The following is a 21,521-nucleotide window of genomic DNA, read 5'->3' as shown; positions in this document are numbered from 1 at the left end:
GGTCGCGGTGCGGATCGCGCGCCATCACTGCACCACCAACATCTCGACGATCAGCTCCCGCACCTGCCCCTTGGTGCGCAGGGCGACGCGCTCGTTGAGGTCCTCGCGCAGGTGCATCAGGCCGCTGGCGCCCTCGATCTGCCGCATCGTGACGGTGCGCAGGTAGGCCACGATGTCGGCGCGGATCTCGGCGAGCGCCACGTCCGGGTTCGGCACGGCGCCGGCCTGGAACACGACGGAGGATTCGAGGCGGACCCAGGCGTCGCTGCTGTCGGCGAGGTTGGTCACCACCGAGCCGACGCTGCGGAGCGCCACGTCGCCGGTGTACTTCAACACCTTCACCGCCCGGTCCTCCTCGTCCTTCTTCTTGACGTCCACTGCCTTCTCGACGGTGGAGAGGAGGTACATCCCCAAGCCCCCGCCGGTGCCGATGGCGACCAGGCTGGTGAGCGCGAGGGCGGCGATCCAGCCCTTGCCGCCCCCCTTCTTCCCATCCGTCTTGTCGTCGGTCTTGGTGTCCTTGGCCGCCATGCGCGCGTCCTCCGTCCCGGGTCCGCGCCGTCAGAACGGCGCCAGGGTCTCGAAGACCTGCTGGCCCAGGCTCGGGCCCTGCACGTCGGTGATGCGGCCGCGCCCGCCGTAGGAGATGCGGGCTTCCGCGATCTTGTCGTAGTCGATGGTGTTCTTGCGCGAGATGTCGCGCGGCCGGACGATGCCCGCCACGGTGAGCACGCGGACCTCGTTGTTCACCCGCACCTCCTGCGAGCCGCTGATGACCACGTTGCCGTTGGGCATCTGCTCGGTGACGATGGCGGCGACCTGGAGGCGCAGGACCTCGGAACGGTCGATGTTGCCCGCGCCCTTGGTCTCGGTGCCCGAGCGGATGCCGGTATCGGCGGTGGCCGTGTCCGTGAGGGCCGAGACGCCGTAGCTGAAATCGAAGCCGAGGCTCGATTTCTGGCTGCGCGAGCGGTCGCTCGAATTGCCGAACTGCGCCTTGTCGTCGATGAGGATCGACACCGTGATGACGTCGCCGACGTTGCGGGCGCGCGGATCCTGGAACATCTCGGCGCTGGTGGGCGACCAGGTGGAGTGGTAGCTGCGCCGCCCGAGGGCGCCGTAGGTCGTGGGCAGGGCCTCGCGGGGCGGCTGCAGGCCGGTGCCGATCGGGGTCAGCAGCGGCGGCTGGCCCATCCGGTCGAGGTTGGAATTGCAGGCGCCGAGCGCCGGCGCGAGGAGCGCCGCCAGACAGCCGGCCCGTACCGCCTTGGGGGAGATCATCAGGATTTCTCGCTCTCGCGGGCTTTCTTGCCCGAATCGTTCTTGCCCATCTCGGTCATCATGCGGGCCAGCTGCGCGGCGCGCGCGGCCTCCATCTCGCTCAGGATCGCGCTCGCGGTGCGGGCGTTGAGCTTGGTCAGGATCGCGGCGGCGGCCTCGTCGGGCATGTTGGCGAGCTGGAGCGCGGCGGCATCCGCGCGCATCTTGGTGTAGATCGCCACCACGCCCTCGTCGGCCTTGGCCAGGAAGGCGTTGCGGCGGGCGAGCCAGGTCTCGTACTCGGCGCGCTTGGCTTCGAGCTTGGCGATGCGCTCCTCCACCTGCTTCTCCAGGAGGCTGAGCTGCTCCTTCTGCCAGGTGAAACGGGCATCGGCGGCCGCATCCGCGATGCTGGCGCAATAGGCGGGGGGCTTGGGCGCGGGACCGGCGACCGGCCTAGCCGGCTCCGCCTCCGCGACCTTCACCTCCGCGACCTTGACCTCGGCCGCCTGCGCCGGCTCGGCCGGCTTCGCCGCGTCGGCCCGGGCTTCGATCGCGCCCGTGGTCTCGACGGATCTCTCGACGGGTTTGTCGACGGGTTTGGCCGCGACGGAGAGCTTCGGCGTGGCAGCCTTCGGAAACGGTCCGGGATTGGTGCCCGAGACCACCCGGGGCCCGTCGACGGCGCGCGCCGTCCCGAGCGCGAGGGAGGCGGCGGCCAGGATCGCGAGGACCACGAGCACGCGCAAGGCCATCAGCGCGAGCCAGCGACCGGTCCCGGTCTGGATCCGTCCGTGGACGACGAGCCGGGCCGGCTCGCCCGGAAGGCTCAGGGTGGTCACCCGGCTCATTGCACCACGAGCTCCGCCTGGAGGGCTCCGGAGGTCTTCACCGCCTGGAGGATGGAGATGATGTCGCTGGGCTTCAGCCCGACATTGTTGAGGCCGCGCACCAGGGTCTGCAGATCCGAGCCGCCGATGATCGCCATGCGGCCGGATTGCTCGTTCACCGCCACCTCCGTGCGCGGGACGACCGTGGTCTGCCCGTTCGAGAACGGCGCCGGCTGCGAGACCTCGGGCGCCTCCGTCACCCGCACGGTGAGGTTGCCGTGCGTGACCGCCACCGTGGAGATCTGGACGTTGCGGCCGATCACCACCGTGCCGGTGCGCTGGTCCACGACCACGCGGGCCGGCGTGTCCGGGTTGATGGTCAGGTCGCCGATCTCGGCCACGAAGCGGGTCTGGGCGATGTTGTGCGGGCGCGTCAGCGCGATGGCGCGCTGGTCGCGCGGGGCGGCGACGCGGCGGCCGAACCGGCTCACCGCGTAGGCGTTGATGGCGTCGGCCACCATGGTGGCGGTCTTGAAGTCCGGGTTCTTCAATTCGAACACGAGTTCGGGCAGGTCGCGGAAGGTGCCCGGGACCTCGCGCTCGATCAGGGCGCCGTTGGGGATGCGCCCCGCCGTCGGCACGCCCTGCGTCACGCTCTCGGCCTGGCCGGCGACCGTGAAGCCCGAGACGGCCAGCGGCCCCTGCGCGGCGGCGTAGGTGAGGCTGTCGCCCCCCATCAGGGGCGTCATCAGCAGGGTGCCGCCCTTCAGCGAGGTGGCGTCACCCAGCGAGGTCACGGTCACGTCGATGCGCGAGCCCATGCCGGTGTAGGGCGGCAGGTCGGCCGTCACCATCACGGCGGCGACGTTGCGGGTGCGCAGGCGGGCGTCGCGCACGTTGATGCCCATGCGGTCGAGCATCGATTGCAGCGACTGCTCGGTGAACTGCGCGTTGCGGAGCGTATCGCCCGTGCCCTGGAGGCCGGTGACGAGGCCGTAGCCCACGAGCTGGTTGTCGCGCACGCCCTTCAGCGTGGCGATGTCCTTGATCCGGGTGCCCGCGTGGGCGGGCGACGGCAGCGCGAGGAGGAGGGCCGCGAGAAGCGCCAGGAAGCGGCGCATCAGCGGTCCCCGGTCCGGATTCGCCCGTCCGCCATCACGGTGCCGAGCACGATGCGGTTGGTGTCCGTGTTGCGCACGCGGATGACGTCGCCGAGCCCGCCGTTCTGGAGCGGGGCGCCGACCGCGGTGATGAGCAGGCCCTGTTCCTCGAACACGATCTGCGTCGGCGTGCCCCGGCTCACGAGGCGCGGGTCGTCGATGGCGTTCACCGGCACGGGCTCGCCGGGCAGCAGCATCCGCCGCGCGACCCGGCCGACGATCGCCATGGGCGCATCGACCACGGCGGAGCGCGCCTTGAAGGTCTCCGGATAGGCCTGGATCCGCAGCATCGCGGCCTTGATCGTGTCGCCGGGATAGATCGTCACCGTCGGCACCGGCAGCAGCAGGTCGTCGGCCCTGGCCGCGCCGGCGCCGAGGACGAGACCGAGGGCCGCGAGGTGCCGCCCGGCGCGCTTGAGAAAACCCATGACGAAGTCGCGCCCTTGAAGGATGCCCGGACGGGCGGCCGCGAGGTCCGGCGGGGGCGAGGTGCCTCCCGTCGTCGCCGCGCGGATGTGGGGTTCGGAGAAGTCGGATGGCGCCCGGTGAAGGCCCCGACGAACGATGCTCTGCTACCGGAGGCCCTTGGCTACCGGATGCCCTTGGAGACCGTACCGGCCATCTCGTCGGCGGCCTGGATCACCTTCGAGTTCATCTCGAAGGCGCGCTGGGCCGTGATCATGTTGGTGATCTCCTTGACGGGATCGACGTTCGAGCTCTCGAGGTAGCCCTGCTGGAGCTTGCCGAAGCTCGGGTCGCCCGGCACGCCGGTGACCGGCTGGCCGGAGGCCGCCGTCTCACGGTAGAGGCCGTTGCCGAGCGGCTCCAGGCCGGAATCGTTGGCGAAGTTGGCCAGGGTGATCTGGCCGAGGTTCTGGGCCTGGACCTGTCCGTCGATCTTGGCGAAGACCTGGCCCGACTGGTTGATGACCACGTCCACGGCCCCGTTGGGGATCAGGATCGCCGGGTCGAGGGCATAGCCTTCGAGAGTGACGATCTGGCCGGTGTTGTTGCGGTTGAACGAGCCCGCGCGGGTATAGTTGATCTCGCCGTTGGGGTTCGTGATCTGGAAGTAGCCCCGGCCGTTCACCGCCAGATCGAGCTGGTTGGCGGTGTTGGCCAGCGGCCCCTGCCGGTGCAGGTTGCGGATGGCGGCGGTGCGCACGCCGAGGCCCAGCATCGCGCCCTCGGGCACCGGCTCCTGGCCGGCCTGGTTCGGCACGCCCTGCTGGCGCTCGGCCTGGTAGAGCAGGTCGGTGAACTCGGCCCGCGCGCCCTTGAACCCCGTGGTGTTCAGGTTGGCGATGTTGTTGGCGATGACCTCGAGGTTCATCTGCTGGGCGTTCATGCCCGTGGCCGCGATGGCGAGCGCTCTCATGTCGGCGGATTCCCGTCGCTTCTGTCAGATTCTGCGAGACGTGTTCGGATCAGGCGTCAGATCGGCATGCGGCTGAGTTCGAGATAGGCGGCCACCACCTTGTCCCGCACGGCGATGGCCGTCTGCAGACTCTGCTCGGCATCCATCACCGCCTCGACGACCTGCTGGGTCGTGGCCTTGCCCTGGATCCCCGAGATGGCGGCGGCCTCGCCGGTGCGCAGCGAGGTGCGCAGGCCGGTGGCGAGCTGGGCCATGACGTCGCCGAAATCGGTGCCCGCGCCGGCGGTGGCCGGCATCGCGGGGAAGCTGGCCCGGGCGACCGGCGCGGCCGCATCGGCGCGTGTGATGCCGGCGGCGCGGTCGAAGGCGGCGAGCGAGGTGAGGGCGTCGATCATCGGGAGGCTCAGTTTCGCAGGAGGTCGATGACGCTGGCGACCATGGCGCGAGCCTGCTTGATCACCTGCACGTTGGCTTCGTAGGAGCGGTTGGCCTCGCGGATGTCGGCCATCTCCACGAGCATGTTCACGTTGGGCAGCTTCACGTTGCCCTCGGCATCGGCGGCCGGGTTGCCGGGGTCGCGCTCGATGCGGAAGGGCGCGTCGTCGGTGCCGACCTTCTGGACCGCCACCGAGGCGCTCCCGAGGGCGCGGTCCATCGCCGCCCGGAAGGTCACGGTCTTGCGCACGTAGGGGTCGGCGCCGGGCCCGTCGCCGACGGACTGGGCATTGGCGACGTTCTCGGCGGCGATGCGCAGGCGCAGGGACTGCGCCTCCAGCCCGGCGCTGGCGAGCCGGGTCGAGGCGGAGAGCGGGTCGATCATCAGGAGCCCCTCACGGCGGCTTTGAGCATCCGGTCGAAGGCCTTGGTGATGCCCATGTTCAGATTGTGCTGGCGGCTGACCTCACCGGCCTTGAGCATCTCCTGCTCCAGGCTGACGCTGCTCGAGGTCGCCAGCGCGTCCCAGGATTCGGTGCCCGGGATCGGCTTGGTCGGGATGCGGCCCACGCCCTCGGTCACGTGGATGGCCGCCGTCATGGTCATGCCCGTGGAGGCGGTTTGCGCCATCACCTCGGAGAACGGCACCACGTCGCGCGCCTTGAAGCCGGGCGTGTTGGCGTTCGCGACGTTGCTCGCGATGGTCGCCTGGCGCACGCCCAGGTAGCGGGCCTGCTGCGAGGCGAGGTTGAGGAGATAGATGCCCGTCACAGCCGGCTCCGGTCCCGATCGTTCATGACCGATCCTTAGGGAGCCAATCTTGTCCGAAGCTGACGGGTCCCGCCGGTCCGGCGCGGCTTGACAGGGCGTGGCCCGGTCCCCTCAGTGACCCTGACTGGGCGGTTCCCGCTCCCACTCCCACGCCCGATCCGCCGATGTCCCATTCCCCGCTCCAGACCGGGCCTGCCCCTTGAGCGAGGCGGACGCGACCGTGCGCATCCTATCGCCCGACTCCGTCCGGTATGCCGGCGGCGCCGGACCCGGCCCCGGCGAGGGCGAGCACCGCGTGCCGGCCAAGAACCGCTGGTCGCGGGTGGTCCTGCCGTTCGACGGCCTCGTGCCGGAGGCGTGGTGCCACCTCGCCTTCCGCCTCGCCTGGGATGCGGACGAAGCCGCCGGGGCCGCCCTCGATTTCGCCCTGGCGGGCATCGATGTCCTGTCCGAGGACGGATCCAGCCTCGATTTCGAGCATGTGCCGGGTCTCGACCGGACCCTGCTCGATCCGCACGGCGTCTGGATCGCAGGTCCTGCCTACCTGCCGGCCGAGGCGCAGGGAGCGCGGGCCGGCCTCGTCCAGTTCGCCTTTCGGGTGCCGGCGCCGGCGAGCCGGGTCACGGTCACGATCCGGTCCTGGCGCAACACGCGCGCCTTCTGCGTGTCGGAGGCGACGCTGCGCCAGGGGGCCGCGGAACCGCCCGCTCCCACCCAGATCCCCCGAGCCCGGCACCGGCTCGGCCCGGAGCCCCTCTGGATCGACCACGCCCTGGTCCCCGGCTGCGGCCTCGTGCTGCGAGGCCAGCTCTACACCCCGGAACCGGGGAGCCACGCGGCGCTGGCGCGCATCGTCTACCGCGACCGGGCCGGGGCGGAGCTCCCCCCGCCCTATCCCGGAACGATCTCCGTGCCGGCGCTCGGCGCGCTCATCGACCTGTCCGCCCATCAGCAGGCGCGCCGCTTCACCCTGGAACTTCAGCCCCCGGCCGGGGCCGCGCGGGTGGCGGTCGGCTTCGCCACCTGGGAGGCGGACGGCCCGGAGGCGGAACTGCTCGCCGCGCCCGAGGTCGCCCTGGACGAGCGGATGCGGCTGGAAAGCCTGTGCGCCGACGACCTCCTCGACGCGACGGATTTCCTCGCCCGCCTCGCCGAGCGCCTGTCGCTGCCCGGCGCGGCGCTGGCGGGCTGGTGCCCGCAGCCGGACGCCGTTGCGGCCTTCGCCCCGGTGCTGGCCCGCGCGCGCGCGCTCCAGCGCGGCGAGGGCCACCGCGCCGCCGGCCTCGACCGGGTCCTGCGCCTCGGCGCGGGCCCGGCCTGGACCCTGCCCGACGCGCCGGACTGGCGCGAGGACCCGTTCCGCTCGGTGCCCTGGCGGCTGGAGTACCAGTCGCTCGGCTGGCTCGGGGCCATGGCGGAGGCGCCGGGCGGCGCGACCGGCGCCCTCGCGCTCGCCCTCTCGTGGTCGCGGGCGAATCCCTGGGGCGCGCCGGCGGACGGGCTCGCCCTGCATCCCTCGGCCCTCAGCGCGCGCACCGAAACCTTCGTGCGGCTGCTGGCCAGGGCCGGACGGCCCGGCGGCCCGGCTTCCCTCACCCTTACCGGCGAGGCTGTGCGCCACGGCTTCGCGCTGGCCGAGATCGTGGGCCAGAACACCTTCGGCCGTTCGATCCATCAGGTCCAGGCGGCCGCGACCCTGAGGCTCGTGGCCCTCGCCCTGCCGCTGCTGCCCCTCTCCGCGCATTGGCTCTCCCTGGCACGGGCCGCCCTGGGGACCGGCATCGCGCCCCTCCTCGACGAGGAGGGCCGGTTCGCCGATCCGTCCCTGCACCAGCGCCTCGAACTGCTGACGCTGCTGCGCGCCCTCGGCCTCGCCCTCGATCCGGCGGAGGCGGGCGAGGCCGCCCTGAAGGCGCGCCTCGAGCGAGCGGTGGCGGCGGGACTTCCCCGCGTCTCGGGCATGCTCGATCCGGGCGGGCGCCTGCCGCCCTTCGGCGACACCCCCCACGGCGAGGATGCCGCCGGCTGGATCGGACGCCTCGGCACGGGCGCGAACCTGGTGCTGACGGCGGAGCGCTGGTCCGGGCAGGCGCGGCCCAGCCGCGAGCGGCCGAGCCAGCCGCGTGCCGAAACCGAAGCCCCGAGCGGGCGCGTCGATCCGGCGGCGGGGATGATCGCCCTGCGCAACGACGCGCCGGGACGCGGCTGGGGCCACTTCGCCTGCACCTTCGCGAGCCAGGGCCAGGGGCCGGGCCACCGCGATGCGGGCTCCTTCACCTATGCCTGCGAGGGGGTCCGCTGGATCGTCGAGGCCGGCGGTTCGAGCCTGATCGAGGCCGGCGCCGCCCGCCACCACCTGCTCTCGGAGGCCGGCCACAACGTGGCGGTGCCGGACCAGCGCCCGGCCGGTTCCGGCCCGGCCCGCTATCTGGGCGCCGAGCGCCTGACCGGCGCCACGCTCCACCGCCTCGCCACGGGGGTGCACGGGCCGGATTACGTGCACCGGCGCCTGTTCCTCGTGCTCGACGACCTCTCGGGCCTCGCCGTGATCGACCGCTTCGCCGTGGCGGACCGGCCGGTCGCCTTCGAGGGCGCGGTCCACCTGTCGCCCGAGATCCTGGTGGCCCTGGCCGGCCCGCGCCGGGCCATGGCGCAGGCGGGCCGCGCCCGCCTCTCCCTCTCGCCGGTGACCCTGGCGGGGCGCGCCGCCGGTCTGACGATCCAGAACGGCTGCAACGCGCATCCGGGCGCCCTGCGGGGCTTCGTCTCGGCGCCGAAGGGCGGCCTCCAGCCCACCAGCGTGCTGCGCTACGCCTTCGCCGGAACGGGGACGGTCTGCGGCGGCCTCGCCCTGGCGGCCGACGCCGATGCCGACCGGCGCCTGACCGCGTTGCTGGAGGGGATCGCGCCGGTGGTCTGAGCCGCCCCCGACGCGCGCCGATCGGGCCGGATCAGTGGGCGCTCGACAGCTTCATCAGGACGAGGCCGGAGACGATCAGGGCGGCGGCGGCGAGCCGGGTGGCGCTTGCCTGCTCGCCCAGCACGGCGATGCCGACCACGAAGGCGCCGACCGCGCCGATGCCGGTCCAGATCGTGTAGGCCGTTCCGAGCGGCAGGGTCCGCATGGCGAGCGTCAGGAGACCGACGCTGCCAGCCATGGCCACCGCCATGAGCAGGGTCGGCCAGGGACGCGTGAAGCCGTCCGAGAGCTTCATCGCATAGGCCCAGACGACCTCGAGGAGGCCGGCGACGATGAGATAGAACCAGGCCATGGCGACCCTCCTGAAAGGGCCGGGCCGTCCCGGACTTGGACCCGCGAACGGGGGAGGACGTGGCCTCGCGGGGGGCGTGATAGGGGTCGTCCGGGAGCCGGTCAACCGAGCCGCGGGCGGACGTTCCTTACGAGCGCACCTCGCGCTTGGGGACGAAGTTGAACTCCTCCACCAGCACGTCCTTCACGACCTCGGAGCCGAGGCGCGCGTTGACCTGCTTGCGGATCTCGGCGAGGCGCTGGGTGACGTTGTAGCGGGACAGACGTTTGAAATCGATCGCCGGGTCCGTGTAGATCTGCCGAAAGGTCTCATCCACCACGAAGGCGTTGGGCGGCACCGAGAGCGTGTGCATCAGCCGCGCATCCGCCGTGAAGACCAGAACCGCGATGATGTAGCCCTGGATCTTCCCGTCCACGACCATCGGAACGTTGATGGGCGGCAGCTTCTGATACTGCAGACCTTCGAGGTAGGGCTCCGCCTTCTTGGTGAACAACCCGGCGCCCCACGTCACCGCGCCGTAGCAGGACAGGATGGTGAGGCCGCAGATCCACAGGCCGCTGATGAGGATGCGCATGGGGGGCAACGGACCTCAGCGCCGGACGTGGGCGGAATAGGTGCCGTCGGATTCCGCCTCGCGGATCGAATCCGCGACGATGCCGGAGATCTCCTCGACGGCACGCAGGTGCAGCCCGACCGCGTCCTGGTTGCGCTCCAGGACGCCGCGCAGGTGCAGGAGCTGGTCCACCGCCGCGGGGTCGAGGAGGTCGGGGTCGAGACCCCGCGTCAGGCGGGTGAGTTCGAGCAGGCTCTGGCTCTTGCGCCGGTTCACCGCCTCCTGGTCGATGGGGCGATGGGCCAAGAGCGCCTCGGTCTCGGCCACCACGGTGGCTTCGAGGCGCTTCAGGGAAGCGATCAGCATGGGGGGCGCCTCAAACCTCGGATGTCTTGGTGGCGGATGTCTTGGCGGCGGGGGCCACGGTCGCGGCGGGCGGGGTCAGCGGACGGGCCGCCTCCAGCATCCGGGCGATCCCGAGCCCGCCGGCCTTGGCGATCTGGGTGCCGACCTGGTCGGCCAGCATCGACTTCCAGATGCCGCCGGCATTGCCCTTGCCGAACACGGCATTGGATTTCGACGGCATCATCGTCTCGACGAACTGGCGCAGCACGAAGGCCTCGAACTGCTTGTAGGGGTCGCCGGCCTTGCCGGCGCCGGAGACCGCATTGTCGGTCTGCAGGGCGGTGAGCGCGCCCCGTGCGTCGAGCGGCATGTGCACGGAAGTGCCGGCCATGCGGTAGGCGTCGCCGAACGCGGCCGGATCGGTGCCCGGCGCCGACAGCTTGGCGGCGGCCTCCTGCACGCGGCCCGGATCGGCGGCGCGGGCCACGTCGAGGACGATATCGGTGGGGGGCGAGATGCTCATGGCAGGCGGGGGTTCGAGAGGTGCCGGTTGCCGGAAGGGATAGACCGCGTGGCTTTCGGCAGGCTTGCGTCGGCGGACGGGGTCAGTCCGGACGCGTTCCGGCGCGGGCGACCATGAGGTCGAGCTGGTCGCGCATCTCGGCCTGCTCGCGCTCGCGGGCGCGCAGCGTCGCGAGCCCCTCCGCCTGACGCTCGGCCCGCTTCTCGGCGAGCCCCCGCTCCCGCACCGTCTCGGCCTGCCGGGCAGCGGTGGCGGCGAGGTCGCCGGCCTCCCCGGCCAGCGCCCGCAGGCGGCGGGCGGCGGATTCGAGGAACAGGCCGTGCAGGGTCTCGCCCGCGAGCGTCGCCAGCATGGCGGCCCGGTCGGCCTCCACCTTGGCAACCCGCGCGCGCGTCTGGGCGAGGTCCCGCTCGGCCAGTCCCCGCATCTGCTCCTGGACCTTGAGCAGGCGCTGGGCGCGCTGGAGACGCAGGCGCGTGGTCATCCGCTTCAGCCCCGGCGCAGGTAGTCGAAGTAGCCCATGACGAACTGCATCAGGAACTCGTTGGTGATGGCGTAGAGCAGCAGCAGCCCGCCGGCCATGATGAAGGGCGTGGCGATGAAGTAGACCGGGATCTGCGGCACGAGCTTGTTGATGAAGCCGGCGGCGAGATTCACCGCCACCGCGTAGACGAGGAAGGGCGAGGTGATGCGCAGGCCGAGCACGAAGGCGCTCGTGATCTGATCGACGATCCGCACGAGGGCCGCCTGCGAACCGATGCCCTCGCCGGGGGGAATGCGCGCGTAGGAATCGATGAGCCCGCGAAACAGCTCCCAGTGCAGGTCGGCGGCGAACAGCAGCGCGGCCGCCGCCATCATGATCATGGCCTCGACCGCCGGCACCGGGTCCATGCCCTCGGCGACGGACCCCGGCATGCCCCCGAAGCCCACCATCGTCACGGCGGCGTTCACCACCGTCTCCAGCACCACGTAGAAGATCCGGCCGAGGAAGCCGAGGACGAGGCCGGTGAGGCTCTCGGTGACGATCCAGCCGAGCGTCGCGCCCGGGTCCTGGGCCCCAAGCTTGCCCTGGAACAGGGGCAGCAGCAGCGGGCTGAGGGCCAGCGACACCGCCAGCGAGATCAGGAGGCGGACCTGGGCCGGCACGCGCGGGCTGGAGAAACCCGGCACGACGAGGAGGCAGGCGCCGACGCGGCAGAAGATCAGGAAGACGCCGAGGACGCTCTCGGGCGCCAGAATGCTCGCGGCCGCCAGCACGTTCACGAGATCGTCCCGAGGGAGCGGATCTCGACCCCCCGCGCGATCTCGAGGTGGGAGAGCACCGCCAGCGTCGGGTAGAGCCGCTCGATGATCATGCGCACGTAGGGGCGCGCGTCCGGCGCGGTCACGAGGGCGAAGTTGCGGGTCTCGCGCATCTGCTTGCGGATGGCCTCCGAGGCCTCGGTGCCGAACTGTTCCACGAGGCGCGGATCGATGTCGAACTCGATGACCTCGCCCTTGCCGTCGCGCTTCAGGCTCTGGTGGAAGGAGAGGTCCCAGGCGCTCCCCAGGCGCAGCACCGCCAGCACGCCGTTCTCGGCGAGATCCCCGCAGATCTGCTGGGCGATGCGCATGCGGACGTGCTCGGCGATCTGCTCGGCCCGGCGGGCATGGGGGGTGATCTCGGCCACAGCCTCGAGGATGAGGTGCAGGTTGCGGATCGAGACCCGCTCGGAGAGCAGGAGCTTGAGCACCGCCTGCAGCCCCGAATAGGAGATCTGCGAGGGGCAGATCTCGTCCAGCAGCCGCTTGTACTCGGGGTCGAGCCGGTCGAGCAGGTTGCGCATGTCCTTGTAGGACAGCAGCGTGGGCAGGTTGTTGCGGATGACCTCCGAGAGGTGGGTCAGGAGCACCGAGTCGCCGTCGATGGGCTCGAAGCCGCCGCGCCGGACCTCGCCCGCATAGGCATCGAGCACCCAGCGCGCCTTCATGCCGAAGGCGGGCTCGCGCACCTCGTCGCTCGGCACGTCGGGCACGGGCCCGTCGCCGACCACCACGAGGAGTTCGCCGGGGCGCAGCTCCTGGGACGCCACCACCGTGCCGTGGATGAGGATCTGGTAGCATTTCGGCGGCACGGCGAGGCTGTCGGTGAGCTTGATGTCGGGCACCACGAAGCCGTACTGGCGCGCGAACTTGCGGCGCATCTTGGCGACCCGGTGCGACAGGTCGGATTGCACGCCCTGGAGCTGCGCCGAGACCTGCCGGCCGAGGCAGAGCTCGATCTCCGGCGTCTTCAGCGACTCCTTGACGGATTCCCGCACCGCGACCTGCTTCTTCTCCTCGTCGGCCACCGCCTTCGCCTCGACGATGGCCTTCTGCGCCGCCAGCTTCTTCGGGATCGCGTAGGCGATGAAGGCCATCAGGCCGGACAGGACCATGAAGGGCAGGAAGGGCAGGCCCGGCACCAGGGCGAACAGGAACATCAGCGCGGCGGCCACCGAGAGCGCCCGGGGGTAGGCCCCGAGCTGGCCCATCACCGCCTGTTCGGCGGTGCCGCGCGTGCCGCCCTTCGAGACAAGGAGGCCGGCGGCCAGGGAGACGATCAGCGCCGGGATCTGCGAGACGAGGCCGTCGCCCACGGAGAGCTTGGTGAACACCTCCGCGGCCTGGCCGAGCGGCATGCCGTGGCGGGTGGTGCCGATGATGATGCCGCCGAAGACGTTGACCGCGATGGTGATCAGCGAGGCGACGGCCTCGCCGCGCACGAACTTCGAGGCACCGTCCATGGAGCCGAAGAAGGCGCTCTCCTCCTCCAGTTCGCGGCGGCGCAGCTGCGCTTCCTTGTCGTCGATCAGCCCCGCGTTGAGATCGGCGTCGATCGCCATCTGCTTGCCGGGGATCGCGTCGAGGGTGAAGCGGGCGCCGACCTCGGCGATGCGGGTGGCGCCCTTGGTGATGACGAGGAAGTTCACCGTGATCAGGATCAGGAAGACCACGATCCCGATGACGAAGTCGCCGCTCATCACGAACTGCGAGAAGCCCTGGATGACGTGGCCGGCGGCCGCGACGCCGTGCTGGCCGTTGGCCAGGATCAGCCGGGTCGTGGCGATGCCGAGCGCGAGACGCAGCAGCGTCGCGATGAGGAGCACGGTGGGGAACGCCGAGAATTCGAGCGGCTTCTTGATCCAGAGCGCCACCATCAGGATCAGCACCGACAGGGCGATCGAGAAGGCCAGCCCGATATCGAGCAGGATCGCCGGTACGGGCAGGAACAGGATCGCCAGGATGGCGACGATGCCCGCCGCGAACCCGATATCCCGCTGGGAGCGGCGCTCCGGTGCGATCGCTTCGCTTGCCGCCATGGCGGTTGGTCAACCCCGTGAATGAACGGGGGCTTGTCGCGCGGCAAGCTTGCGCGAGGGTCGCCCGGCGAAAACGGGGCGGTCGCGACGGCCTGAATCCCGTTGGACAACCCCGGCCCCCTCCGGGCCACGCGGCCGATGGGCCGGTGGGTGCGCACCAGCGCTGGTGTGACGCCGCGGCGGCGCTTCTGCCCGGCGGCTGGTCCGGCGGCGTTCCCGTGGTCCGCGCAGGTTTACGTGGGATAAGGGCATCCGGGATCGCCGGGCGGCCCCGTCCCGGGCCCCGGGCCGCTGGCTTTCACCGGTCCGGCCGCCTACCGATGCGACGGGATGCGCCCTTCCGGCGTTGTCGGGTTCCCGACGTCCCCTTCCAGAGTATCGGCGGCCCATGTCCGACACCCCCTTCGTCCTCGTCCTCCTCGGTGCGCTCGTGATGCCGGTCGCCGCCAGCGCCGAGCCCGCCTCGATCCGCGAACTCCTCAAGCTGTCCTGCACCGGCGATTATCTCGAGCATTGCAGCATGCATGCGCCGGGCGGCCCTGAGGTCGAGGCCTGCTTCAAGGCGAATCTCCGCAAGCTCTCGCCCCCCTGCGCCCAGGCGATCAGCGCCTACAGGCGCGAGAAGGGAACGCGGTAGCCGCTGGGGACCGCGCGGAGCCTCAACGCGGCGAGGAATCCCCGCGCGGGCTTCCCACCCGCAGCAGCGCGGGCATGTGACCGAGTTCGGCGACGGCCGTCGTCCCGTCATCCAGGGTGAGGAAGCGGATGCCCCCCATCCGCAGGGCATCGACGGCCGCCTGATGGTTGCGCACGCTCACGGCCTGGGCGTTCTGCTCCAGGCGCCGGATCGTCGACAGGGATAGGCCGCTGACCCGGGCGAGATCGGACATCGCCCAGCCGAGCAGGGCGCGGGCGGCACGCAGGTGGTGGCTGTCGATGGCCCTCGTGGCGTCGTAGCCCAGCAGCACGGTCGGGGTCGCCTGACAGACCTCGTCGCGGTGGGCGAAGGCCGCGCCGGGTTTCCGGCATGGCTCGGCGACACGGGAGGCCGTCACCGGGGTCCGCGGATCGTCCGGGTCCGGTCCCAGCTCGCCGGCGCCGGTCCCTGACGTCGGGTCCGGAATGTCGCGATCCGATACGGATGCTCCCGGGACAGCCGACGCGCATGTCGGCGCAGGCGCATCGCCCGCTCCGGCGCCCGAGGCGGCCGGGTCGGCATGGGAGGCGACGCTGTCTCCCAGCCTCGTATCCTCAGCCCGATCTTCGCGCGGAAACAGGGAGAAACACGCCTCCAACTCTACCATAGGTTGAGTCATTTCATTGAGGTTTCTGTTGTCTTCCGAGACGACGTGGTCAGCCACGGACAGGAATGTTTTCCGCAAGCTACGATTCGTAGGGAAAACTCTTTGCCAGAAACCATCATATGTCAATCTGACCGGGTCCGTTGCCGCCATCGGGGCGATACCGGACGAATGCCTGTCAGCAGCGGCATGATTGTCAGCCAACTCGCCCCTGGGGTGCAGTCGCGCGGAATGGTTACACGGTGTCGGCGGCCTCGATCAGGCCTGAGTCCGCCTGCCGGAGAGCCTTGTCGGGAATGGCGGTACGGTGCGCGCGATGCTCGAATCGCGTGCCGACCGCCGAGGCCGACGGGGCGCCGCGCGGCGGGTCGGGCGGGCCTCCTCAGAAACCCGTGACGATGCGCCCGTAGGTGGCCTCGGCGAGTGCGTAGATCTGGCCCCCGATGAACGAACTGGTGACGAGCAGCACCAGCAGGATCACCACGATCTTGGGCACGAAGGTGAGCGTCACCTCCTGGATCTGCGTGAGCGCCTGGAGGAGTGCCACGGCGATGCCGATCAGCATCGCGGCGGCGATGGCGGGGCCGGCCGCGACGATCACGGTCCAGATCGCGGCGCGCACGAGTTCGAGGGCGTCGACCTCGTTCATCCGGGAAGTGGCCTTATCCTGCGAGGGTCTGCGTCAGGGCTCTTTAACCCGGCAAGCCCTCAGCGCGACAGCGAAATGCCCTCGGTGAGCAGCACGTCCTGTCCGTTGGTGAGGCGGGCGAGCGCGCCCTCGCCGGTGATCTTCACCGACTGGACCTCGCCGGTGGTGGTGCCGTCGGAAGACGTGATGGTGCGGCCGATGATCTGGTCGGCCTGCGAGAGGAAGCTCGACGAGAGCAGCGAGTCGAGCTTGGTATTCGTCTTCGTCGCCTGCTCCACCTGCGAGAAGGTCGCCAGTTCGCTGACATAGGCCGTGGAATCCATCGGCTTGGTCGGATCCTGGTTCTTCAGCTGCGTCATCAGCAGGGTGAGGAACGTGTCGGCGTTCATGGAGGCGGCGACGCTCGTCGCGGTCTTGGTCGCGGCGGCGGTGGTGGCGGTCTGGGATGTGGCCGTGCTGGTGACGCTGGCGACGCTCATCGGCGGGCCTCCTCGGTAGGGTGGCCCTCAGGCCGGACAGGTGGGGGATAGCGCCCGCGCCGGAGCGGCCGGTACGGTTTCGTTCGGTGCCGGGTTCGCAAGCAGCGCCGCCTCTGCCGGATAGAGACCGCGGATCAGCTTGAGCGCCTCGATCAGCCGCCCGGATTCCATCAGTCCGCCCGCCTCGACGACGCCATCGCGGATGGCCGGATCGGCGACGGCGGCCAGGATACCGGACCGCAGGGTGTGGAAGAGGGCCCGCGCGCGCTCGGCCTGGGCGGGCTCGATCAGGCTCGTCTGCGCCGCGAAGTAGAGCTGCCGCAGGGGCGTGGTCGCGGCCTCGGCCTGGAGCACGTGCGCCTCGAGGAGGAAGCTCGCGTCGTTCAGGAGTTCGAGGGCGACCTTCCGGTCGGCGCGCAGGACCGCGCCGTTCACGTAGACGCGCTCGCCAGCCCGCAGTGAGAGGCGCAGCGGTCGGCTCACCGCAGGCCGTCCCGGATGGAGCTGTTGACCGCGATGAGCGCGGAGAGGCCCCGTTCGGGGGCGGCGATCACCGCGTTGGCCTCGTGCATGCTCCACAGGCCGATCGAGACGAGGTCGGCGCGCAGCTCCGGCGGGAGCGCGTTCTCCTCGCTCCGGAGGTCATCGATCAGCACGCCCCACAGGCTCTGCAGGTAGCCGGCTGCCGTCGCGCGGTCCGACTGCTGCGCATCCGGCCGGTCGGCGATCCGAAGCAGGTCGATCGCCCGGTCGAAGGCGGCGCGCTCGCGCTCGCGCTCGACGGCGGGTGCCTCCTCCAGGATTTCGGCGTAGGAAAACTGGTACATGACGGTCCTGTCCCGTGGATCCGCGACCCGCCGCGCGCCAGCGCGGATCCGGGCCGGTGGCGCCGGCGAAGCCGGCTTCAGAGGTAGGCGACGAGGTTCAGCTGACGCAGCTGCGCCGTGAGCGCGTAGGAGATCTGGACCTGCGTCGTGAGCTGGTCGAGCCGGGTCTTGGCTTCGGCCGTGTCCACCCTCTCCATCTGTCCGATCTGCTTGGTGAGCACGGAATTCTGCGCCTCCATCCGGGTGTTGGCCCCGGTGATCGCCGCCTGCGAACGGCCGAGGTCGGCCTGGAGGGTGACGAGGCCCTGGCTCGCCTCGCCCAGGAGTTTCGCCACCTTCTCGGTGAGGACCGTCTGGGCCGCCGCCGAGAACGAGGACGACCCGAGGTCCGAGGCCATGACGTAGGCCATGGCGAGCTTGCGCAGGGCCGGCGCGTTGGCGCTGGCGGAGGTCTGCACGGTCTCGCTTAAGGAAATCTGACTGGTGAGGGGCGCGTTTCCGGCATCGGACCAGTCGGCGGACCAGGACGCGTCGTCGAACAGGTCCGCGAAGGGGCCGTCGAGGAAGGCCGACAGATCGTCCGCCGAGATGGCGCCGAGGGAGGCGCTGTCCTGCGTGGTCCCGAAGGCGAGGCGGAAGGCGTCGTCGAGGGCGGTCTTGGCCGCCGAGGCCGGCGAGGTCGCGTAGGCCTCCAGCGGCGCGCGCGCCGTGTTCGTCCCACCGAACACGAACTGGCCGGCGGCGGAGGTGTTGAGGAGGCTGGTCAGCGTCGTGAGCTGGGCGGCCGCCATGTCCTTGAGGACGCCGGCGCGCTTGTCCTCGGGCGCGCCCAGGAGAACCTTGAGCGTGCCGTCGGCCGCATCCTGCATCTGCTTCAGGGCGGCCTGGCTCGTGCTCAGGCGCAGGGAGGCGGCGTCGTTGCTGTCCCGCAGGGCGGACAGCTCGGCGGTCTTCTGGCGCAGGCCCACGGCGAGGCCGGTGCGGCTGCCGAGTTCCAGGCCGACATCCTGGAAGCGCCCGGTGACGAGTTCCTCGTTGGCGCGGGCGATGTCCGCCTGCATGCGGGAGACCCCGGTGCGCGGCGTGCTCCAGAGGCTCAGGGTGGAGAGAGCATTGGTCCTCATGTCTAGCGCACCGCATCCATCAGGGTCTTGAGGAGGTCGTTGATCACCGTCAGCAGCTTGGCCGAGGCGGTGTAGGACCGTTCGAGTTCGAGGGTGGTGGCCGTCTCGTCGTCCATGTTGACGCCGGTGGCATTCGAATAGGCCGTGGAGGCGCGGGCGAGCAGCGTCGACTGGTAGTTCGACTCCGAGGTCGCGGCCTGACGCTTGGCCGAGAGCCACCCGGTGGAGGCCGAGGCGAAGTCCTGGAGGGTGCCGTTGCTCGCCAGATCGCTCGACGGGTCGAAGGCCCGGTCCGCCGCCAGGGCGGTGGACAGGGCGCGCAGCCGGTCGGGGAAACCCGCGCCGGCGAACGAGGCCGGATTCGACTGGTACCCGGTGCCGGCGATGCCGCCGTCGCGCAGGAGCGTGACGTCGCCGCCCTGCTGCGGATCGACGGAGCCGTTGACCCGGATCCGGGCGGCGAGGCCCGCCGAGCTCACGTCGGAAGCGGTGAACAGGCCCGCCGCGCGCGGCGGCAATCCCGAGGCGGTGCTGAAGCCGATATTGACCGGGGTCGCGCCCGGCGTCGCCGCGAGATTCCCGACCGTGAGCCGCGCCGCGGCTCCGGAGGTCGCGTCGGTGGCGAAGGCGAGGCGCCCGGAGACGTCGAGGAACGCCGTGACCTTGCCGGCGAGCGGCGTCGTCGCGGTGTCGGCGGACATCTGCGCGTTGATGGCGGCGAGGAACTCGGCCGGTGTCACCTTCGCGGGGTCGGCGGCCCGCGCGGCCATCGCGGCCTTGTCGATCACGATGTTCGCGGTGGAGCCGTCGGCGAGGGTCAGGGTGAAGGCGGCTTGGTTCGTGCCGCTGAAATCCGCCGTGCCCGCCGTCCCGGGCGCCGCGAGGGGCCGGAAGACGGACGTGCCGGTGAGCGCGGTCCCGGCCGCGACCACGCTGCCGCCCTGGCCCGACGCGTACAGGCCGGTTTCCGTGAACGCATCCACGAGGCCGTCGGCGATGGCGTCGAGCTGGGATTCGTAGCGGATCGCGAGGTTGTCGCGCAGTTCGGCGAGGCCGGCGATGCGGCCCGAATGCACCGGCATCGGCGAAGCCGCGCCCGTCACCGGCACGCCGTCGACCATGACGGCGGCGCCCGTGGTCCCGGACGCGAAGGCGGCGGTGGGCGAGAAGGAGACCTTACGGGCGCCGCGCTCGAACAGGGGGACGCCGCTGTCGGTGTAGATCGCGATGTCGTTGCCCGCACGGACCACCGTGGAGATCCCGATCTCCTCCGAGAGGCCGGCGAGGATGCGGTCGCGGTCGTCCAGGGCGTCCGTCACGTCGGTGCCGGCCCCGGTACCGCTGGTCACGATGCGGTTGGCGGCCTCGAATTGGCTCAGGAGGTCGTTGATCCGCGTGACCGAGTCGGCGAGCCCGGCATCGGCCTGGGCCCGCACGGTCTGGACGGCGTCCGCCCCGGCATTGAGGCTCGCCGCCAGATCGCGGGCCCGGTCGACCGCGCTGCGGGCGAGGGCCGCGTCGTCGGGCTGGTTCGCCGCGATCTTCAGGGCGGCGGTGAGGGCGCCGAGGCGGGCGGCCGGCGAGGTGCCGTCGGCGGTATCCCCGAGGGTGTTCTGCAGGGTCGTGAGCCCGTCGAGCACCGCCTCGCTCGCCGCGACCGAGGAGGTGCCGGCGAGCTTGCGGTCGAACAGGGCCGTGTCGGTGGCGCGCTGGATCGAGACCGCGCTGCCGCCGCCGGCCGCCACGAGGTTGGCGATCTTGCGGGTGTAGAACGGGTCGCTCGCGCCGGCCGTGTTGCGCGCCGTCACGGCGATCTGCGTCGAGGTGGCGGCGAGGGAGGTGCGGGCGGAGTTGAGGGCGAGGGCGAGGCCCATCTGTCGTGTCCTGGTGCGGGCGGCGCGGCCCGCCGCCCGGGCCGGGCGGCGGTAGGAGTTCGGTGCATGGACCCTCGGAGGGAGAACCCTGCGGAGCGCGCTCAGCGCTTCAGGTTCATCAGGGTCTCGAGCAGCTCGTTGCCGGTCATGAACACCTTCGAGTTGGCGGTGTAGACGGTCTGCGACTCGATCATCGTGGTCAGCTCGGAGCTGACATCGACGTTCGACTGCTCGAGCGCGCTGGACTTCACGTTCCCGAGACCACCGAGCCCCGCGAAACCGATCTGGAGGTCGCCGGATTCGAGGGTGGTCTGGAAGACGTTGCCGGCGCGCGGGTTGAGGTTGTCCGGGCTCTTCACCTCGGCGAGCGGGATCTTGAAGGCCCCGAGGCGGGTGCCGTCGGCATAGGTGGCGTAGACGACGCCGTCCGAGCCGAATTCGGTGCCCGTCACGGCGGACGGGGCCTTGCCGTTGGCGGTGCCCTTGAGGTCGTAGGCGCCGGCGAGCTGGGTCATGCTGCTCAGGTCGAGGCTGAAGGCTTCGCCCCCCGGGATCGTCAGGTTCGCCTTGGTGGTGCCGCTGAGCTTGCCGTCCGCGCCGAACACGAAGGTCACCGGCCCGGTCAGGGCGACGTCGTCCGGATCATAGACCGCGGCGGTCCAGGTGTTGTCCAGAACGGCGGGGATGACCGGGTCCGCGGTCGCGTCGCCGGCGGTCGGGACGGAGCGCTTGAGGTAGATGTCGAGGGTGACGCTGTTGCCGAGCTTGTCGTAGGTGACGATCGAGCTCTTCTTCGAGAAGTTTTCGGGCGAGACGATCCCGGACAGGGGCGTGGTGTCGGCCGACAGGTTGCCCGTCACCGTCGCCTTGGTCGAGGGCGTCGCCCGCAGGCCGAGGCTCGCCATGTTGACCGGCACCATCCCGTCGGTGCTGTTCAGGGCGGGGTTGGGCTCCGCGCCGTCGACGAGGCTGTAGCCCATGAGGGAGAAGCCCCCGGAATTGATGAGGTTGCCCGTCGGGCCGTCCACGACGAAGTTGCCGGCGCGGGTGAGGTAGGGCGCCTGGTTCTCGTCCTGCACCACGAAGAACCCGTTGCCCTGGATCGCGAGGTCGGTCTTCGAGGTCGTGAAGGTGATCGGGCCCTCGGCCCCGATCGCGCGGCGGACCTTGGTCTCGACGGCGCCGGACGTGTAGTTCGTCGTGGAGTTGTTCTCGATGAGCAGCGACGAGAACTCGGCCGAGGTGCGCTTGTAGCCGGTGGTGCTGGAATTCTGCACGTTCTCGGCGACGGTCGAGATGCGGTTCGATTGCGCGTTCATGCCGGACACGCCGGTGCGCAGGACGCTGATGAGACTCATGAGGTCACCTCGGAGGGATGGCGCGCGGCGCGGCGCGAACG

The 21,521-nt window shown here is 70.9% G+C and carries 26 protein-coding genes; 2 read left to right on the top strand and 24 right to left on the bottom strand.

Annotated features, from left to right (window positions below; translation table 11 throughout):
- Positions 1–24 precede the first annotated feature (24 nt).
- The 9 genes from OF380_RS10830 to OF380_RS10790 all read right to left on the bottom strand — a co-directional run bounded on the left by OF380_RS10830 (position 25) and on the right by OF380_RS10790 (position 5,834).
- Positions 25–531, bottom strand: coding sequence for a flagellar basal body-associated FliL family protein (locus OF380_RS10830; RefSeq protein WP_264050761.1), 507 nt, complete (start codon positions 529–531; stop codon positions 25–27).
- A 30-nt stretch (positions 532–561) separates the two neighbouring features.
- Positions 562–1,281 carry a flagellar basal body L-ring protein FlgH gene (gene flgH / locus OF380_RS10825; RefSeq protein WP_264050760.1) on the bottom strand — a complete coding sequence of 240 codons (720 nt, stop codon included), beginning with the start codon at positions 1,279–1,281 and terminating at the stop codon, positions 562–564.
- Positions 1,281–2,111, bottom strand: coding sequence for a MotE family protein (locus tag OF380_RS28765; protein ID WP_264050759.1), 831 nt, complete (start codon positions 2,109–2,111; stop codon positions 1,281–1,283). The genes flgH and OF380_RS28765 overlap by 1 nt, the downstream gene beginning before the upstream one ends.
- Entirely contained in the window at positions 2,108–3,211 is a 1,104-nt protein-coding gene (gene flgI, locus OF380_RS10815; RefSeq protein WP_264050758.1) for a flagellar basal body P-ring protein FlgI, read from the bottom strand. The genes OF380_RS28765 and flgI overlap by 4 nt, the downstream gene beginning before the upstream one ends.
- Positions 3,211–3,678 carry a flagellar basal body P-ring formation chaperone FlgA gene (gene flgA, locus OF380_RS10810; RefSeq protein WP_264050757.1) on the bottom strand — a complete coding sequence of 156 codons (468 nt, stop codon included), beginning with the start codon at positions 3,676–3,678 and terminating at the stop codon, positions 3,211–3,213. Before flgA ends, flgI begins: the two co-directional genes overlap by 1 nt.
- A 161-nt stretch (positions 3,679–3,839) precedes the next feature.
- On the bottom strand, positions 3,840–4,628 hold the full coding sequence (gene flgG / locus OF380_RS10805) for a flagellar basal-body rod protein FlgG (protein ID WP_264050756.1): 789 nt from the start codon (positions 4,626–4,628) through the stop codon (positions 3,840–3,842).
- 56 nt (positions 4,629–4,684) lie between these two features.
- Positions 4,685–5,023, bottom strand: a complete 339-nt coding sequence (locus tag OF380_RS10800) for a flagellar hook-basal body complex protein FliE (protein WP_264050755.1) — start codon at positions 5,021–5,023, stop codon at positions 4,685–4,687.
- Between the two features lie 8 nt (positions 5,024–5,031).
- Positions 5,032–5,448: a flagellar basal body rod protein FlgC gene (gene flgC, locus OF380_RS10795; RefSeq protein ID WP_264050754.1), complete on the bottom strand. Its 417-nt coding sequence runs from the start codon at positions 5,446–5,448 to the stop codon at positions 5,032–5,034.
- Complete coding sequence (locus OF380_RS10790; RefSeq protein ID WP_264050753.1) at positions 5,448–5,834, bottom strand: flagellar basal body protein; 387 nt, start codon at positions 5,832–5,834, stop codon at positions 5,448–5,450. The genes flgC and OF380_RS10790 overlap by 1 nt, the downstream gene beginning before the upstream one ends.
- A 220-nt stretch (positions 5,835–6,054) precedes the next feature.
- Between OF380_RS10790 and OF380_RS10785 the strand changes: the two genes are divergently transcribed.
- A complete protein-coding gene (locus OF380_RS10785; protein WP_264050752.1) occupies positions 6,055–8,754 on the top strand; it encodes a heparinase II/III-family protein in 2,700 nt (899 codons plus the stop codon).
- Positions 8,755–8,785: 31 nt separating this feature from the next.
- On the opposite strand, the gene OF380_RS10780 is transcribed toward OF380_RS10785, so the two are convergent.
- From OF380_RS10780 to flhA, 7 genes are all read right to left on the bottom strand, one after another.
- Entirely contained in the window at positions 8,786–9,106 is a 321-nt protein-coding gene (locus tag OF380_RS10780; protein ID WP_264050750.1) for a DMT family transporter, read from the bottom strand.
- A 127-nt stretch (positions 9,107–9,233) separates the two neighbouring features.
- A complete protein-coding gene (locus tag OF380_RS10775) occupies positions 9,234–9,680 on the bottom strand; it encodes a hypothetical protein (protein WP_264050749.1) in 447 nt (148 codons plus the stop codon).
- 15 nt (positions 9,681–9,695) lie between these two features.
- The gene (locus tag OF380_RS10770) at positions 9,696–10,025 is read right to left on the bottom strand and encodes a flagellar protein FlgN (protein ID WP_264050748.1); all 330 of its coding nucleotides are present in this window, start codon (positions 10,023–10,025) and stop codon (positions 9,696–9,698) included.
- A gap of 10 nt (positions 10,026–10,035) precedes the next feature.
- Positions 10,036–10,527, bottom strand: coding sequence for a rod-binding protein (locus OF380_RS10765; RefSeq protein WP_264050746.1), 492 nt, complete (start codon positions 10,525–10,527; stop codon positions 10,036–10,038).
- Positions 10,528–10,609: 82 nt separating this feature from the next.
- Positions 10,610–11,011, bottom strand: coding sequence for a hypothetical protein (locus tag OF380_RS10760; RefSeq protein ID WP_264050745.1), 402 nt, complete (start codon positions 11,009–11,011; stop codon positions 10,610–10,612).
- 5 nt (positions 11,012–11,016) lie between these two features.
- On the bottom strand, positions 11,017–11,784 hold the full coding sequence (gene fliR / locus OF380_RS10755; RefSeq protein WP_264051285.1) for a flagellar biosynthesis protein FliR: 768 nt from the start codon (positions 11,782–11,784) through the stop codon (positions 11,017–11,019).
- Between the two features lie 2 nt (positions 11,785–11,786).
- A complete protein-coding gene (flhA, locus tag OF380_RS10750) occupies positions 11,787–13,868 on the bottom strand; it encodes a flagellar biosynthesis protein FlhA (RefSeq protein WP_264050744.1) in 2,082 nt (693 codons plus the stop codon).
- 388 nt (positions 13,869–14,256) lie between these two features.
- Here flhA and OF380_RS10745 point away from each other — a divergent pair, with 388 nt between their 5' ends.
- Positions 14,257–14,505, top strand: coding sequence for a hypothetical protein (locus OF380_RS10745; protein WP_264050743.1), 249 nt, complete (start codon positions 14,257–14,259; stop codon positions 14,503–14,505).
- 22 nt (positions 14,506–14,527) lie between these two features.
- Here the strand turns inward: OF380_RS10745 and OF380_RS10740 are convergent, their stop codons facing one another.
- From OF380_RS10740 to OF380_RS10705, 8 genes are all read right to left on the bottom strand, one after another.
- Positions 14,528–14,923: a helix-turn-helix domain-containing protein gene (locus OF380_RS10740; protein WP_264050742.1), complete on the bottom strand. Its 396-nt coding sequence runs from the start codon at positions 14,921–14,923 to the stop codon at positions 14,528–14,530.
- A 628-nt stretch (positions 14,924–15,551) separates the two neighbouring features.
- Positions 15,552–15,818 (bottom strand): flagellar biosynthetic protein FliQ, encoded by a 267-nt coding sequence (locus tag OF380_RS10735; protein ID WP_264050741.1) that lies wholly within the window; start codon positions 15,816–15,818, stop codon positions 15,552–15,554.
- Positions 15,819–15,877: 59 nt separating this feature from the next.
- Entirely contained in the window at positions 15,878–16,297 is a 420-nt protein-coding gene (gene flgD, locus OF380_RS10730) for a flagellar hook assembly protein FlgD (RefSeq protein WP_264050740.1), read from the bottom strand.
- A 27-nt stretch (positions 16,298–16,324) separates the two neighbouring features.
- Complete coding sequence (flbT, locus tag OF380_RS10725) at positions 16,325–16,780, bottom strand: flagellar biosynthesis repressor FlbT (protein ID WP_264050739.1); 456 nt, start codon at positions 16,778–16,780, stop codon at positions 16,325–16,327.
- Complete coding sequence (flaF, locus tag OF380_RS10720) at positions 16,777–17,124, bottom strand: flagellar biosynthesis regulator FlaF (protein ID WP_264050738.1); 348 nt, start codon at positions 17,122–17,124, stop codon at positions 16,777–16,779. Before flaF ends, flbT begins: the two co-directional genes overlap by 4 nt.
- 77 nt (positions 17,125–17,201) lie before the next feature.
- Positions 17,202–18,248 (bottom strand): flagellar hook-associated family protein, encoded by a 1,047-nt coding sequence (locus OF380_RS10715; RefSeq protein ID WP_264050737.1) that lies wholly within the window; start codon positions 18,246–18,248, stop codon positions 17,202–17,204.
- Positions 18,249–18,250: 2 nt separating this feature from the next.
- The gene (gene flgK / locus OF380_RS10710; RefSeq protein WP_264050736.1) at positions 18,251–20,122 is read right to left on the bottom strand and encodes a flagellar hook-associated protein FlgK; all 1,872 of its coding nucleotides are present in this window, start codon (positions 20,120–20,122) and stop codon (positions 18,251–18,253) included.
- 101 nt (positions 20,123–20,223) lie between these two features.
- Positions 20,224–21,480, bottom strand: a complete 1,257-nt coding sequence (locus OF380_RS10705) for a flagellar hook protein FlgE (RefSeq protein ID WP_264050735.1) — start codon at positions 21,478–21,480, stop codon at positions 20,224–20,226.
- Between the last annotated feature and the right edge of the window lie 41 nt (positions 21,481–21,521).

The organism is Methylobacterium sp. FF17 (assembly GCF_025813715.1).
Taxonomy (GTDB): domain Bacteria; phylum Pseudomonadota; class Alphaproteobacteria; order Rhizobiales; family Beijerinckiaceae; genus Methylobacterium; species Methylobacterium flocculans.
Note: the sequence above shows the minus strand (reverse complement) of the source record. Positions and strands in the feature narration are given on the sequence as shown.

What these genes read in the sequence shown, in the direction of transcription:
- OF380_RS10765 (WP_264050746.1), bottom strand. Translation starts at nt 10,527, where the DNA reads ATGAGCATCTCGCCCCCCACCGATATCGTCCTCGACGTGGCCCGCGCC.
- OF380_RS10775 (WP_264050749.1), bottom strand. Translation starts at nt 9,680, where the DNA reads ATGCGCATCCTCATCAGCGGCCTGTGGATCTGCGGCCTCACCATCCTG.
- flgG (WP_264050756.1), bottom strand. Translation starts at nt 4,628, where the DNA reads ATGAGAGCGCTCGCCATCGCGGCCACGGGCATGAACGCCCAGCAGATG.
- OF380_RS10760 (WP_264050745.1), bottom strand. Translation starts at nt 11,011, where the DNA reads ATGACCACGCGCCTGCGTCTCCAGCGCGCCCAGCGCCTGCTCAAGGTC.
- OF380_RS10770 (WP_264050748.1), bottom strand. Translation starts at nt 10,025, where the DNA reads ATGCTGATCGCTTCCCTGAAGCGCCTCGAAGCCACCGTGGTGGCCGAG.
- flgA (WP_264050757.1), bottom strand. Translation starts at nt 3,678, where the DNA reads ATGGGTTTTCTCAAGCGCGCCGGGCGGCACCTCGCGGCCCTCGGTCTC.
- OF380_RS10780 (WP_264050750.1), bottom strand. Translation starts at nt 9,106, where the DNA reads ATGGCCTGGTTCTATCTCATCGTCGCCGGCCTCCTCGAGGTCGTCTGG.
- OF380_RS10800 (WP_264050755.1), bottom strand. Translation starts at nt 5,023, where the DNA reads ATGATCGACGCCCTCACCTCGCTCGCCGCCTTCGACCGCGCCGCCGGC.
- flgI (WP_264050758.1), bottom strand. Translation starts at nt 3,211, where the DNA reads ATGCGCCGCTTCCTGGCGCTTCTCGCGGCCCTCCTCCTCGCGCTGCCG.
- flgK (WP_264050736.1), bottom strand. Translation starts at nt 20,122, where the DNA reads ATGGGCCTCGCCCTCGCCCTCAACTCCGCCCGCACCTCCCTCGCCGCC.
- flaF (WP_264050738.1), bottom strand. Translation starts at nt 17,124, where the DNA reads ATGTACCAGTTTTCCTACGCCGAAATCCTGGAGGAGGCACCCGCCGTC.
- OF380_RS10705 (WP_264050735.1), bottom strand. Translation starts at nt 21,480, where the DNA reads ATGAGTCTCATCAGCGTCCTGCGCACCGGCGTGTCCGGCATGAACGCG.
- flhA (WP_264050744.1), bottom strand. Translation starts at nt 13,868, where the DNA reads ATGGCGGCAAGCGAAGCGATCGCACCGGAGCGCCGCTCCCAGCGGGAT.
- flgC (WP_264050754.1), bottom strand. Translation starts at nt 5,448, where the DNA reads ATGATCGACCCGCTCTCCGCCTCGACCCGGCTCGCCAGCGCCGGGCTG.
- OF380_RS10830 (WP_264050761.1), bottom strand. Translation starts at nt 531, where the DNA reads ATGGCGGCCAAGGACACCAAGACCGACGACAAGACGGATGGGAAGAAG.
- flgH (WP_264050760.1), bottom strand. Translation starts at nt 1,281, where the DNA reads ATGATCTCCCCCAAGGCGGTACGGGCCGGCTGTCTGGCGGCGCTCCTC.
- flgD (WP_264050740.1), bottom strand. Translation starts at nt 16,297, where the DNA reads ATGAGCGTCGCCAGCGTCACCAGCACGGCCACATCCCAGACCGCCACC.
- OF380_RS10735 (WP_264050741.1), bottom strand. Translation starts at nt 15,818, where the DNA reads ATGAACGAGGTCGACGCCCTCGAACTCGTGCGCGCCGCGATCTGGACC.
- OF380_RS10745 (WP_264050743.1), top strand. Translation starts at nt 14,257, where the DNA reads ATGTCCGACACCCCCTTCGTCCTCGTCCTCCTCGGTGCGCTCGTGATG.
- OF380_RS28765 (WP_264050759.1), bottom strand. Translation starts at nt 2,111, where the DNA reads ATGAGCCGGGTGACCACCCTGAGCCTTCCGGGCGAGCCGGCCCGGCTC.
- OF380_RS10715 (WP_264050737.1), bottom strand. Translation starts at nt 18,248, where the DNA reads ATGAGGACCAATGCTCTCTCCACCCTGAGCCTCTGGAGCACGCCGCGC.